The sequence below is a fragment of the Nocardia spumae genome (assembly GCF_020733635.1).
GTDB classification, from domain to species: domain Bacteria; phylum Actinomycetota; class Actinomycetes; order Mycobacteriales; family Mycobacteriaceae; genus Nocardia; species Nocardia spumae.
Window position 1 is genome coordinate 6,489,520 of sequence record NZ_JAJFZL010000001.1, and the last position, 13,423, is coordinate 6,502,942.

Genomic DNA, 13,423 nt, shown 5'->3' on the forward strand with positions numbered 1-13,423 from the left:
ACCGGACATGACCACTCCGCAACCACACCCCGACGTCGCCGAACGCTGGACTCAAGCCAGGATGCGCAATCTGCTGGCCCGTACCTTCGGCCAACCGCAGGTCGCGCGCCGAAACCGGCTGCGCGCACTTCGATGCCAGGGGCTTCACTGCCCCGATGCGGTTCCCCCGACGGGGGTGAGTAGCCGCAACGGCCACCAGTACGGGTACGAACCCGGTACGTCTGCGGTTTCCCCGGTCGGCGCGATGAGCGCCCGCTCGTCGTCTTCGATCTCGACGATCTCGAAGACGTGATCGCTGTCCGCCGACTTCTTGACCCGAGAACCCACTTCCAGCACACGTCAACAATACGAGACCAGACCGGGTGGTTTGGCGACAGTGGGTCGGGGCGGCGCGTCTACGAGGTCGCCGCCGTGGGCCGATGAGATCTGAGCGCACGGTCGCGGTGCGCGTACCGGCGGCTGTGAACACGAAGAAGCCCCCGGCCCGATCACGGGCCGAGGGCTTCGGTGTGGCTGGATTCGGTTATGCGGCAGGCGGGATGTAGGCGCCGAGGTCGTAGATGCGGCCGTAGCCGCCGCCCTCGACCGGACCGACGTACAGCAGGCCCTCCAGTCGGCCGCCGATGGCCAGCCCGCCGGCGCGGGCGCGGCGCACACCGGCGCTGATCGCACGCATCACGTCGCGGTCCAGGGTGATCACGCGCAACCCGTCGTCCTGGTCGTCGTCGCGGGCGCCGGTCTCGATGATCAACTGCGAATCGATCACGGGGTCGCCGCCGCTGGAGACGGTGGGTTTGCGGTTGATCCAGTACAGGGGCTGTCCCTCGCTGTTGTGGCGGTGGCGGCGGACGACCGAGACGATCTCGCCGGTCACTCCCTCGCCGGGCTGCACGTCCTTGCCAAACGGGTTGCGGGCGCCGGCGCCCATCAGCTCGGCATTGATCTGGTCCAGGTCGGTCAGTGCGTTGGTCATGATGTCCTCCAAAGTTGTTCGAGGTGGTGAAGGGAATTGGGGGGCAGGCTGCCTGCCTGCCCGATATGGGCTGTGCCCGTGTGGCGGTAGAGGCTCACGGGTCAAGGGTGGCCGTCAGGCCATCGCCCTCGGCGACGCTTGCGCCCTGGACGCGGGAGGGACCGCCGCACACCCTCCCGCATCACCGGGCGATCGGTCAGCGAACCAAGCTCAGCACCTCCCCGTCATCGTCGGGGGCGTCGGCGGCGGCGATGATCTGCGCGACCCGCGAATGCGACAGCCCCACCGCGGCGCCGATCATTCGGGTCGATTCCCCCGCAGCGCGGCGGCGCAGGATCTCCGCATCACGTTCGGCGAGCGGGTCGGCGTCCACCGTCTCGGCGAGGGTTGTCTGCCCGCTGTCCAGCGCTGTCCGGTCGGTGTCCAGTCCTGTCGAATCGCTGTCCAGCCGTGTCGAATCGGCGTAGATCGGTGTCAACTCCGGCTCCGGCTCCGGTTCGGGAGCGCGGGGAACCTCGATCAGCGCGGTGAGGCCGTGCGTGGCGGCCAAACCGAACAGCGGCGCGGCGCCAGCGACGCAAGCCGCGATCGTCGCGGGCAGCAACCGATGCCCGGATTCCGCAGCGTGCAAGCCATTTCCGACCACGCTTATGCCCTCGGCGCAGAACAGTTCGGCCCAGAAGAACCAGCGAGTAGCTTTCGGGATCTCGATGCTCTGGCGAGTGCGGCGCTGAAGCGAAACCAGCGCCACAGCGGACTGGACAATCGCGCCGTCCACGAAAATCGGCCCGGCCCACGCTAGACGCGGTGTAATCCCGGCCATCATCGACAACTCCGTCAGCGCGGCGAACGACCAGGCGAACGCACCAGCACCGATCACGATCGTCATCACCAGCGCGGTCAGCTCCGCGGCATCCAGACGCCCGTTGGACGGACGCTCGACACGGTGGACAGTGGTGGACGAGTTCATCGCTGCATCCCTTCTCGGTCGGCCGACGCGGCCCACGGGCTCCACGCCGGAGTACGGATCAGGCGCTCCTGCTCGGAGTGCAGGGCGTGTCCGGCCAGCTGATCCAGGGCATCGTCCAGATCGCTGGCCAACTCCCGGTTACGGTCTTCCAACTGCGCCGCCTGATGCTCAGCGGCATCACGCTCGGCAATCGCGGCGGCCAGCTGCTCCTCCAACTCCGCGGCCCGCTGATTCGCCGCGATCAGCCGCTCCTCGATCTGGCTGCGACCCGCCCCCTCCGGCGAGGGCTGGACAGCCGCTGCGGCTGCGGGTGTCGCCGGGCATGCCGTCCGGACCATCGGCCGCGGGGCCGCTGCCCGGATGGTCGCCTCTCCGAGGTCGTGTGTGGGCTGGGCGGGCATCGTCGCCTCGACGGCGGGGGCGCTCATCGCTCGATTCCGTCGCGCTCGGAGTTCGCCTGGTGTGCGGCCAGGGCGTTGCCCGGCCGGTGGTTCGCCAGCGGCGACGGGATGGCCGTCTCCGAGTCGGCGCGATCCTGGACCCGGGTGACGTAGGGGGAGGTCAACAGGCCGTGCTCGTCGCACTCGATGCCGTGGTTGGCGATGTCGCGGGCCTGCTGCTCGCTGCGCAGCTCGATCGGGGTCAGCCAACCGACGTCCTGATAGAAGGTCAGACGGCGTTGGGCGGCTGCGTAGTCGGAGGACCACCGATCCGTCGCATCCGACAGGTACTCCCACTCGTCGGCCCACTGCTCCTCGCCATCGAACCACGGTGACGAGTACTCGCGGTAGGCCAGCTCGTCGGCCGAGTCGTAGTCGTCGTTGCCGCGGCACCGCAGGTTGTAGTACTCGGCGTGCATGAAGTCCGAGCGCATCTGCTGCTCGGTCCAGGTCTCGGTCTCGTGGGCCTGGTCGCTGGTATCGGCGCGGGTAATCTCGGTCATTGGTTCGGCTCCCTCTCGATCAGTGGTGGTTGTTGTGGTGTCGGGCCGTCGGTGCATGCCGGGCGTAGCCGCGCCCGGCATGTCCACATCCGCGGCTTCGCGGATGCCGGCGGCGCGTTCGGGGGTGCTCATCGCTCGAATCCGTCTCGCTCGGCTCCGTTGCGCGCCACGGCATCAGCGAGCACGCGGCCGGGTTGATGGTCGGCCAGCGGGGACCGTGCCGACTCCCGCGTCTCGACCTTGACCTGCGCGGCCTGGCGTTCCGGGCTGCCGTACCGCTCGTGTGCAGGGGTGCGTTCGGCGAGTTTCTGCACGGCCTCGTCCCGCTCGCCACGCAGCTGGTCACGCTCGGCAGTCAGCTGGGTCAGTTGCCGGGTCAACTCGGAGTTCTGCTCGTCCAGTCGGCCGTTGTGGCTAATCGACAGATTCAGTCGGGCCTTGAGCGAATCCACGTCCTCGCGCAGCCGATCCCGCTGCGCCCGAACCCGTTCGAACTGCTCACCGGCGTGTCCGGCCGTCTGCTCCCGGCGGGCACCGGAATACATGGCGGAGATGGCCGCGTCCCGCGCCGGATCCGAATGGGGACGCGGCTGTGCCCCCTCCTCGGCCCACATCCGCGCCCATACCGCATCGTCGGCGCGGTCCCGCTCATACTCCCGACGCAGCTGCTCGGCCGTCAGCGGCCGGGAGGACGAGAATCCGTCCCGGGTTTCGCTATGCCACAACTCGGCGTCGCGGGCGACCTCGACCTGATTGCCCTCGATGGCGTAAAACGGCTTCTCGCGGCCAATCTCGCGGGCCTTGACCGTCAGCGTCGTGCCCGGCCGCCAATCGGTCTCGGTCACCGCGTCGTGTGTCCACCGCGCGGCCTCGGCTTCGGTCGGGTGATAGGTGTTCCAGGTCCAGTCCCTCTCCCCCGGCCTGCCGGCCGTGATGGTCACCTGCGCGCGGGAATTCGCTTCAGCGTTGTCGAGTTCCCACCGCACCTGCTCGGGCGTCAGGCCCGCCGCACGGGCCCGTGCGGTCGCGATCCGCCGCCCTGCCCGCACGTCGCGGCTCTCGCCGTACTCGCGAGCCACCGCCTGGACGTGCCGCAAGTCCTGCACGGCGACCCCCTGCCGGACCGCTCGCTCCGGATCGACCGTCCGGACAGCGGCTTCCCGCGCTGCCCGCTCGCGGTGGTCGGGTAGCGCCTGCTCGATCGCCGCTCGGCGCTCGCTCACCCAGCGCTCGGACCGGACCGCGGCCTCCCGCGCCTGCTGCGCGGCGCGGCCGACCGGCGTACGGAACAGCTCCGGCCCGTAGAACGGCCGGTCCACCTGAGCGAAATCGAACCGGTCCATCGCCTGCACGATCTGACCGCGCTGCTCCAACGACAATCCGGTGCTCGGCAGGCTCGACTCGATGCTGTACCGCATCGAGTCCAGCCGGGCGTTCTCGTCATCCATAGCCACCCCCGCGGTGCGGCGCATCCGCTGCCGCAACGCGATCGACTCGCGGCGGTAGTCCTCCACCCGCTTGGCGAACCACGCCTCGGTGACACGCCGCTCCCCGACCCGCGCGCGGATCTGCTCGGCCAGCTCCCGCCGCTCTTCGCGGGACAACCGCGGCACCCCGGCGTTGCGGCCCTGTTCGCGGCGGCGGTGGATGTAGGTGCGGGCGACGTCGATCACCTGACGGAATATCCGTCCGGTGTCACGGCCGATCTGGTCAATTTCGTTGTCGGACATGCGCTTCCCTTTCGATTCAGTGGTTATTTCCATGACCGGCCCATGTGGGCCGGACGAGTGGCGGCGTCATCGTGGCGGTCACTGCTCGCCCCCGCCGCTCGCCGTGCGGCGGGCTTCGTAGGCGCCGCGCCGCTCGGACAGCTGCGTCACCCGCTCACGCAGCCGCCCCCAGTTCTCGGCCGCGGCGCCAGCGAGCATCCGTACCGAGTCGACAGGCCCCGGACGCCCGGCGCAGTGCCACCAGGCGAATGCCGCCAGCGCCAGCACGTACAGCGCCAGCGGGCCCGGCAGCGGCAACACCGCGACCGCGGTAGCCGCCGCAGCCGTCGTTGCGACGGCGGGACCCCAGATCCGCAGGTTGTCACGGGTTTTCGAGATGCGGGAGACGTGCGGGACGACTGCGCGGCCGACGTTGCCGCCGTCCGGGACGACCGGCACGAGCTGGCTGGCCAGCTGCGCGGCGGCGCTGCCGGCCATGTCGGCGCTCAGCGCGTCCAGTACCTGCCGTTCACGTTCCTGCTCCGCGGCGCTGCGGGCGCCGCCCAACTCTTCGCCGTGGTCTTCGGGATCGAACGCATTCGGGGATGACATGTTGTAACTCCTTGCTGTTCAGTGGATTTCAGGCCGGACGGCGCTTGGACAGATCGATCACCGAAGCCAGATCGCCGCTGTCATCGGTGTCAGCCGGGCCGGTGAAGTCGCCCAGTCCCGGCAGCGGGCGGACGCGGGCGAGTTCGGCGTCATCGAGCGGGGACACGCGGCCCCAGCGGGCGCGCCCGCCGGCCACCTGCACCACGTCGCCCTTTTGCATGGCGCGCAGCCGGTTCGGCGAGATCAGGAACTGGTCACCGGTCTGGACGTTGCCCTCGTCGCCGCTGGCTGTGCCGCTGATCAACTTGCGGCTCAGCTCGAACTTGGGACGGGTGCCATATACCTTGGCCAGCGTTTCCGGATCGGTGGATCGGCCCAGAAGGCTGCCGCCCGAAGCAGCCGACACCAGCGCGGTCCGGTTGTCGTCGTCGTGGCCGAGGCCCTGCCAGGACTGCGCGATCCACCACGACCCGATCCCGGCCTTCCGCAGCCGTTCGACCCACTTCACCGCGCGGGTCTTGCCATCAGACACCGCCGAGAACTCGTCCACGACCATGAGGGAGGTGCGGCCGTGCTGCTTGTCGGCCAGCTGCTCGAACATCGTCCCCAGAGCACCGAACTGGGCGCGGGCCCGGTCGGGGGTCTTCACACCCTCCAGCACGATGTAGATCAGATCGAAGTCGGTCAGCTCCTTGTCGCCGTCGAACGCCGACCCCAGCGACCGGTACAAGTTGGCGAATTCTGCTCGCGCGCTGTTCATCACCGGCTGCTTGCCGTCGATCGTGGACGCGATCTCCATGTCCACGCCCATCACGCCCGACCACGGCGTAACCCCGGCCTGACCACCCCAAAGCTTCGACAACTTGTCCACGTCGAAGCGGGACAGGAATTCCAGCCACGACCGCGGCGGGTTGTGCCCGATCGGCGTGGGTACGCCGTCGATCAGCTCGACCCGGGCCGGGGCGTCCACGATCAGGTGGATCAGGGTCTCGCGGATCTCGTGGAAATACCGTTCGGTGTCGGTAGTCGGCGTGGTGCCGCCGGAGATCATCGCCGACAGGATCGACCGCAGATCATCCACGATGGCCTGCTGCTCTTCCGGTGTCTTCGTCGCGAAGTCGTGGCGCGGCCACATGCTCAGCGACACATCGTCAGGGAAAGTGCCGATCCGTTCGGGACGAACACCCAAGGCCAGGAACCATTTCCGCATCCGGGCGGCGACCTTGCGCGACTCCGGGCCTCCGTTGCAGTCCACGACGATGGCCAGCGGCCGGCCGGGCCGGTCGAGCCGCCACCACTGCCGATGCCGCGTCCACGTCGTGATGAACCACGACCACAGCACCCGCAGCATCAGCGTGGTCTTGCCCGAACCGCTGGACGCGACCGTGGTCATGTGCTCGGCCACGTTGATCCACGGCAGGATCAGCCGCGTCTCAGTACGGCCGGCCAGCGCCCGGATCATGCTCTTGGGCGGTGCCTGGTCGAACTCCTGCGACAGCCGCCCGATCACCAGCTCCGGGTTCAGTCCCCCGGTCGTGTACGGAAGACGCCGACGCGAAAGCCGAGCCGCCGCACGCTGCTCGCGCTGGGCCTGGGCCCACAGTGCCCGCTCGGTGCGTGCCGGATTCTGCAACCCGACAGTGGACAGGCGCACCCGGTAGCTGGTGTGCACCACGGTCGCGATCAGCCACGCGGCCGGGATCAGCAGCGGCGCCATACCGGCCATGCCGCCGACGAACTGGCCTGCCAGGAATTGGTGCGCGGCCTGGGTGAAGTCGCGGGCCGGGGCGAAGATATCCCACGCCCACAGCGCCGCGGCGCCCGGCATTACCAGCACGGATGCGAACATCCAGTTCCGCAACCGGGTGGGTTTCCAGCCCAGCAGGGTCGCCGGAGCCAGGATCGCGACCATGCCGATCAGGACCGCGACCAGGCACGCCGCACCCAGCAGGGCGCTGTGACCGATGCTGTCCCAATGCCACGCCGAGAAGTCCGGCAACCAGCCCAGCGGGTCATGTTTGACGCCGATCGGCGGCATTTCCCGCTTGATGTGAATGCCGGGTTGCTCCACCGTCGTCGATGGCGCTGTCGTGGTGGTAGGCGTGGACGATCGGCAGTCGTCGGGGGTGATGAGCGGTGTGCAGGTCATGATCCGACCGCCTTTCCGTCGTCCGGGTTCGAGACCTGGGAGATTTCGTGATCAGCGGCTCCGCCCGCGATCACCCGGAGCCCGGGTCGCGAAGCAGGAGAGAACGATTCGGCCTGGTCTTTTGCCAGAAACTCGTCCAAATCGGCGAGGCGCGGCTTCCAGCCGTCCGACATATCCAGACTCGCCGCCGCAGTCCGGATTACGTTCTTCACAGCCTCACCGCGGCAGTAGTAGGTGAGGCCAGCACATTCGGCACGCTGGGCAACCTGCCGGGCTTGCAGCACCGATCGCCTCGCTGCCGCAAGGCTTTTCGGGGTCAGTTCGACCTCGACGGCCCACAACTCGCCCGCGCTAGTGATGTAACGCCCATCGTGGATATGCGGGCGTGACTGCCCCGCTGGTGTCACACCAACCTCGGCGTGCAACAGGCGCTCCGAGGTCCAGCGCTCCAGGTCCATCCCGGTCAACGCCAGACGGAGCTGAAATACGGCCTTGACGTGCGCGGCCATCTTCGGCGTCGGCACCCAATAACGCACCGGCCGACCTAGCAGAGCTTCCGCCGCGGACTTCGTGGGAAAGATCCACGACGGCCCCGGTACCGGCCGCGCCCGGTTGGCGCTGATCAAGTGGGCCGCTTCCCATTTCGCCGTGATCCGGTACGCACGGTTGAGGCTCACGCCCAGCATTTGTGCGACTACATCCATTGGTGCCCCGTACATTTCGGCCAGAATCGTTGTGCCGGCCATGTCACGCGGCGAGAGTCGATAAGTCATCGGTCTATCCCTTCGCGTTCGGCGTTGCGGGTCACCGCGTCGGCCAGGGCATTGCCCGTGGGCACGTAGCCCGCCAGTGCGCTGGTGGGTGTGTCCCACTCCGATTCCTGCTCATCAGCGGTCTGTTCGAACTCACTGCGGTCGATACCGTGGCGCTCGGCAGCGCGGAGCTGGTGCTCACGAGTCGCTTTCGCGAGCGCCGCCAACTGAGCCGGGGTCGCGGGCCGCTTCGGCGCGCTCTTGCTCACGTCGAACAAGTGCGCCTCGTACTCGCGGCCGTGCCGCCGAAACGGCACCTTGCCCGCGATGTCCTGCCCATTCGGACGCAAACCCTGCGCAGCCAACTGGCGACGAGTCCGCAGATGAGGCGGTGCCATGCGCCACCTGTAGACCGGGATGCCTTCGCTCACCGCGACTCACCCCCGGCGGGCGGTCCGCACTCGGCAGGCAGCGCAGCCACCTGCACACCAGGCGCCGGGCACACGATCACCGTGGTCGCACCATCCGACTCGCGTGGCCCGAACAACCAGCACCCCGCGGCCAACCCGGCCGCGAAGACCGCCAGAATGCCGTACACGTACAGCCGCGACCGGGTGCCGACCGGAAGCCCCAGCCGTGCAGTCGGATACGAGTAGACCGGCATCTGCGTCGGGATCGGCCGATAGACCGGCCCCTGGACCGGATACGGGCCGTGCTGCGGCGCTAGGTCCTGCACCGATCGAGCGCCCGGCTGCCACATGTCCGTAACTCCGACCGGTTGCTGCGTCGACGGGTTGTATACCAACTCGTAGCGCTCAAGTTCGCCGCTCATCGCCGCACCCCTGTCCGGCGCGGTCGACGTCGCCACGCGGCCCACAGCACCATCAGGAACACCACCGCCAGCGCGGTACTCGGCGACCAGATGAACAGCAGAATCGCCAGGATCAGCGGGATAGCGAGGATTTCCGTGGCAAGCCTCATCAGCGACCACCCACCTCGATCGCCAACGGCGAAACCACGTGCGCCGCCAGATAATCCGACATCGCGGCGTCGAGCATGTCTCGCAAACCGGCGGCCTGCTCCAACGTCAACTGCATCGACAACTGGGCAAATGCCGACGACTTGTTGGGCGCCACCTCCACGCAAACGCGGTCGATGTGTTCCGCGTACGTCACCCGGAACGACCCGTGCACGGCGATGCTGGTCCTGATGCCGGTATCCGCGGCATCGCCCCGCTCATCGAGCTCGGTGACGTAGTCACCCATCCAGCTCTTCTTCATCACGCGCCCCTTAGACCTGGCTCAGGGGGCGGACCAGCGCGAGCACCTGGTCCCGGTCGACCTTGATCAGTCGCGGACCGACCTGGAATCCCTCCAGGAGGCCGCCCTCGACCCAGCGCCGGACAGTGCGGGGATGCACCCCGCCCGCCAGGTCCGCCGCATCCCGAAGGCTGATCAGCGTCTTACCTGCATTGCTCGAACCGTTGCGCCTGCTCATGAATGTCTCCTCCGACGATCAGTGCGACATCAGATGCTCTATCTGATGTCTTTAAAGATAGATCTGATGTCTTCTGATGTCTAGACATTCGTGCGTTTTTCATCACAGATATGCAGCCCTGGGAAGAATCTGCAGGCCAGAGAGGGTTACGTGGGTATCAACTGATAGCTTTGATGCACCACGACGGACGTAGGAGGGCTACGTGGACACCTCAGGAGATGCGCGGCATCGGCAGATCGCCCGCGAGATCCGCAACGAGATCGAGTCGGGGAAGCTCCGGCCCGGCCAGAAGTTGCCGAGTACGCGAGCCCTGGCTGAGCAGTTCGGCGTGAGCGTCGCGCCCGTCAACGATGCGATGGCCATTCTTGAGGAAGAGGGTCTCGTCGTCAGTCGTCCGCGCTCCGGACGGATTGTCAGCGAGACCGCCACCCCCGGCGCTCCGCGACCTCGGCGCGGGCGACCGCAGGTCATCTTCGTAGGCGGCTATGCCGGCAGCGGAAAGACGGAACTTGGGGCAGTGCTGGCGAGGCTGACCGGCTGGGCGATGCTCGACAAGGACACGATCACCAGGGCGGTTGTCGACACGGCACTGGTGCAGCTGGGAAGTACTGTCGCGGACCGCGAATCCCCCACCTACATGAACCTCGTTCGTCCCGCTGAATACGAATGCCTTGCTGCGGCCGTTCGGGAGAATGTCAGCTGCGGAGTGAGCGTCATCGCGACCGCGCCGTACATCAAAGAGTTCAGCACCGAAGCTTGGTTCCGCCGGACCGCCGCCGAACTGGACACCCTCGGCGCCGACATGGAGGTGGTCTGGATCCGGTGCCAGCCGGACTCCATGCACTCGTACATCTCCCGGCGGGGCGCCGCTCGGGATTCCTGGAAGCTCGCCAACTGGGACGATTACGTGAGCGGTCTCGACACCACTTTCGAACCGCCGTGGCAGCACACGATCATCACGAACGATCCCGACTCCCCGCCGTTGCGCGAGCAAGCCCAGGCGCTGATCAAGTCTCTACAGGACTGAGATGGACACCGCGATCGTCATGTACGGCCCACCGGCCGCGGGCAAGGACACCGTGACGGCCGCATTGACCAGTCTCGACGGGAAGTTTCACCACTACCGACGGATGAAGGTCGGCACCGGTCGCACCGCGGGATACCGGATGGCCTCAGCACCCGAATATGAGCGCCTGGCCGCCGCTGGTGAGGTCATCTACTCGAACTCGCGGTACGGCTCGACCTACATCATCGATCGCCCCGAACTGGCGAAAATCCTTGCAAATAGCGAGGTTCCGGTTCTGCATGTCGGTCAGCCGGAGGCGGTAAACGCGCTACTTGCTGCCGCTCCGGCCGTCCGATGGATCGTGGTCGAACTGTGGTGTCCCCGCGAGATCGCAGCGGAGCGAGTCACCGCTCGAGGAACTGGCGACACCGCGGCGCGGCTCGAGGCATGGGACGCGACACCGCGGCTGACCAACCCCGACGTCCGGATCGACACGGCAACGGTCGATCCCACTGGCGCGGCCGGCCGAATCGTCGAGGCCGTCACTGCCGCTCAGTGCACGGTCATAGTGCCGACGATGCATCTCGTACATCCAGACGGCACCCTGGATCTGGCCGCTACACAGCGCCACGCAACTGCGGCTGCCGACAGCTGGATCGATCACTTTCTGATCAACGGTTCGACCTCCGCCGGTCACGAGCTGACTCGCGCCGAACGGACGGGCGTCCTCGATACCTGGCTCGAAGCGGTCGGCCCTGGTCGGCTGCTCTCCTGCGCTTGGTCGGGTGACGACGTCGCGGCTGCGGTCGATCGCGAGGTGGCCCCTATGGCAGTACTGCGAGCCGCTTCTGTACCCGATGCTCAACGGATTCTCCGAACACTGCCGGCCGGATCGACGATCTACAGCCATCCCGCCATGTTCGGCCATCCGTTCGATGCCGAGTTGGCGGCCTGGGCGAAAGAATCCGGCTGCCTCCCGCTCGGCGGCAAGCTCGCCAAGATTCCATTGGCAGAGATAACCGAAATCCAACGTGCTGCACCAGAATTCGCCATCTGGGACGGTTCGTCCCGGCGAATTCGAGAGTCAATGGGCGCCGGTGCGGCCGGGGTCGTCGCAACGCCGTTGGCCGCGCTACTGACCGAGCTTCCCCCGCGCAGCCTGGCCCTGCTCCAACCCGTGATCGACGCCATACAGAACGAACTCGACCGCCTCCCGGACCGAGCGGCCAAACGCCGATGGCTGCTCGACCAAATTCAGGACTGACCGTCCACCCATCACCGACCGTGGGGCACGCACGATCCCACTATGGGGCACCCGTGGGGCATACAGATGGATCGACGTGTACTCTCTTGTCACGTAAGTGCAATCGATATTCGACCAATAAACACAGGTCAGATGACATTTAGAGTCACAAAAGTTGACCTATGTCCTGCGGTTTGATATCCGGAGCTGAAAACGGACTTTTAATCCGCAGGTCCCAGGTTCGAGCCCTGGTGGGGGCACACCGAGAGGCCGGAGCCCTACGCTCCGGCCTCTCGCTCTTTCCCCTCACCCTCGGCGCGCATACAGCTCTGACCTGGGACTTTCGTCAGCACCCCGACACCGCGCTAACGTACGGAATTCTCCTGCGATACATCGTGACGCACAGGTTCCGGGCCTACACTCGCAACGGTCGGGGCATGTGCCGACACCCCATATGAGTTCGGTCACCGACGCTGTGAACTCATACAGGTGCGCTTCGCATCACACCTACGGTGCCGTAAGGTATGGGCGGCGGCGGCACGGCCACAGGGGGGACGACCAGCAATACCGCAGGACAACACCGAAGGGCGTATGTATGGCAAGGGATCTGACTCAACTCGAGCTGCTGACGGAGTTGGAGCCGGTTGCCGAGGAAAACGTCAACCGACACCTTTCGATGGCCAAGGAATGGCATCCGCACGACTACGTGCCGTGGGATGAAGGCCGCAACTTCGCCGCACTGGGTGGTGTGGACTGGGATCCGGAGCAGTCCAAGCTCAGCGAAGTGGCCAAGGCCGCGATGATCACCAACCTGCTCACCGAGGACAATCTGCCGTCCTACCACCGTGAGATCGCCGAGAACTTCTCCCAGGACGGCCCGTGGGGCACCTGGGTCGGGCGCTGGACCGCCGAGGAGAACCGGCACGGCATCGTCATGCGCGACTACCTGGTGGTCACCCGCGGCGTCGACCCGGTGGCCCTCGAACAGGCCCGCATGATCCACATGACCAACGGTTTCGCATCCCCCGCCGAGGCCGACGCCGGATTCCTGCACTCGGTCGCCTATGTGACCTTCCAGGAACTGGCCACCCGGGTCAGCCACCGCAACACCGGCAAGGTGTGCGACGACCCGATCGCCGACCGCATGCTGCAGCGCGTCGCCGCCGACGAGAACCTGCACATGATCTTCTATCGCAACATGTGCGGCGCGGCGCTGGATCTCGCCCCCGACCAGGCCCTCGACGCGATCACCCTGATCCTGGAGAACTTCCAGATGCCCGGCGCCGGAATGCCCAACTTCCGCCGCAACGGCGTGCTGATGGCCAAGCACGGCATCTACGACCTGCGCCAGCACCTGGAAGAAGTGGTCCAGCCGGTGCTGAAGAAGTGGCGTGTCTTCGAGCGCGACGACTTCACCGCCCACGGCGAGGAGACCCGCGAGCGGCTGGGGCTCTTCCTGGAGAAGCTCAGCAAGGACGTCGTGAAGTTCGAGGAACAGCGCGACCGCATGCTCGCTCGTGAGGCCGCCAAACGCGAACGCAATTTGACTGCCGCCTCGGTCGGCTGAAT

Annotated in this window: 17 protein-coding genes; 3 read left to right on the forward strand and 14 right to left on the reverse strand. The window is 66.9% G+C overall.

Annotated features, from left to right (window positions below):
- Positions 1-144: 144 nt before the first annotated feature.
- The 14 genes from LKD76_RS28865 to LKD76_RS28930 form a co-directional block, all read right to left on the reverse strand.
- On the reverse strand, positions 145-336 hold the full coding sequence (locus LKD76_RS28865) for a hypothetical protein (protein ID WP_227984534.1): 192 nt from the start codon (positions 334-336) through the stop codon (positions 145-147).
- Between the two features lie 187 nt (positions 337-523).
- The gene (locus tag LKD76_RS28870) at positions 524-973 is read right to left on the reverse strand and encodes a hypothetical protein (RefSeq protein WP_227984535.1); all 450 of its coding nucleotides are present in this window, start codon (positions 971-973) and stop codon (positions 524-526) included.
- Positions 974-1,169: 196 nt separating this feature from the next.
- A complete protein-coding gene (locus LKD76_RS28875) occupies positions 1,170-1,943 on the reverse strand; it encodes a DUF2637 domain-containing protein (RefSeq protein ID WP_227984536.1) in 774 nt (257 codons plus the stop codon).
- On the reverse strand, positions 1,940-2,371 hold the full coding sequence (locus LKD76_RS28880) for a hypothetical protein (RefSeq protein WP_227984537.1): 432 nt from the start codon (positions 2,369-2,371) through the stop codon (positions 1,940-1,942). Before LKD76_RS28880 ends, LKD76_RS28875 begins: the two co-directional genes overlap by 4 nt.
- On the reverse strand, positions 2,368-2,886 hold the full coding sequence (locus LKD76_RS28885; RefSeq protein WP_227984538.1) for a hypothetical protein: 519 nt from the start codon (positions 2,884-2,886) through the stop codon (positions 2,368-2,370). Before LKD76_RS28885 ends, LKD76_RS28880 begins: the two co-directional genes overlap by 4 nt.
- Before the next feature lie 128 nt (positions 2,887-3,014).
- Positions 3,015-4,616, reverse strand: a complete 1,602-nt coding sequence (locus LKD76_RS28890) for a hypothetical protein (protein WP_227984539.1) — start codon at positions 4,614-4,616, stop codon at positions 3,015-3,017.
- A 78-nt stretch (positions 4,617-4,694) separates the two neighbouring features.
- Entirely contained in the window at positions 4,695-5,207 is a 513-nt protein-coding gene (locus tag LKD76_RS28895; RefSeq protein ID WP_227984540.1) for a hypothetical protein, read from the reverse strand.
- A 28-nt stretch (positions 5,208-5,235) separates the two neighbouring features.
- Positions 5,236-7,356, reverse strand: coding sequence for a type IV secretory system conjugative DNA transfer family protein (locus LKD76_RS28900; RefSeq protein ID WP_227984541.1), 2,121 nt, complete (start codon positions 7,354-7,356; stop codon positions 5,236-5,238).
- Entirely contained in the window at positions 7,353-8,129 is a 777-nt protein-coding gene (locus tag LKD76_RS28905; protein ID WP_227984542.1) for a hypothetical protein, read from the reverse strand. Before LKD76_RS28905 ends, LKD76_RS28900 begins: the two co-directional genes overlap by 4 nt.
- Positions 8,126-8,539, reverse strand: a complete 414-nt coding sequence (locus tag LKD76_RS28910) for an RRQRL motif-containing zinc-binding protein (protein WP_227984543.1) — start codon at positions 8,537-8,539, stop codon at positions 8,126-8,128. The genes LKD76_RS28905 and LKD76_RS28910 overlap by 4 nt, the downstream gene beginning before the upstream one ends.
- Positions 8,536-8,940 (reverse strand): hypothetical protein, encoded by a 405-nt coding sequence (locus tag LKD76_RS28915; protein ID WP_227984544.1) that lies wholly within the window; start codon positions 8,938-8,940, stop codon positions 8,536-8,538. The genes LKD76_RS28910 and LKD76_RS28915 overlap by 4 nt, the downstream gene beginning before the upstream one ends.
- Entirely contained in the window at positions 8,937-9,089 is a 153-nt protein-coding gene (locus LKD76_RS28920; protein WP_227984545.1) for a hypothetical protein, read from the reverse strand. Before LKD76_RS28920 ends, LKD76_RS28915 begins: the two co-directional genes overlap by 4 nt.
- The gene (locus tag LKD76_RS28925; protein ID WP_227984546.1) at positions 9,089-9,373 is read right to left on the reverse strand and encodes a hypothetical protein; all 285 of its coding nucleotides are present in this window, start codon (positions 9,371-9,373) and stop codon (positions 9,089-9,091) included. The genes LKD76_RS28920 and LKD76_RS28925 overlap by 1 nt, the downstream gene beginning before the upstream one ends.
- A 25-nt stretch (positions 9,374-9,398) precedes the next feature.
- Entirely contained in the window at positions 9,399-9,605 is a 207-nt protein-coding gene (locus LKD76_RS28930; protein WP_227984547.1) for a helix-turn-helix domain-containing protein, read from the reverse strand.
- A 202-nt stretch (positions 9,606-9,807) separates the two neighbouring features.
- Here LKD76_RS28930 and LKD76_RS28935 point away from each other — a divergent pair, with 202 nt between their 5' ends.
- The 3 genes from LKD76_RS28935 to LKD76_RS28945 all read left to right on the forward strand — a co-directional run bounded on the left by LKD76_RS28935 (position 9,808) and on the right by LKD76_RS28945 (position 13,421).
- Entirely contained in the window at positions 9,808-10,632 is an 825-nt protein-coding gene (locus tag LKD76_RS28935; RefSeq protein ID WP_227984548.1) for a GntR family transcriptional regulator, read from the forward strand.
- Position 10,633: 1 nt separating this feature from the next.
- Entirely contained in the window at positions 10,634-11,875 is a 1,242-nt protein-coding gene (locus LKD76_RS28940; protein ID WP_227984549.1) for a beta/alpha barrel domain-containing protein, read from the forward strand.
- Between the two features lie 574 nt (positions 11,876-12,449).
- Positions 12,450-13,421, forward strand: coding sequence for an acyl-ACP desaturase (locus LKD76_RS28945; RefSeq protein WP_227984550.1), 972 nt, complete (start codon positions 12,450-12,452; stop codon positions 13,419-13,421).
- Positions 13,422-13,423 lie beyond the last annotated feature (2 nt).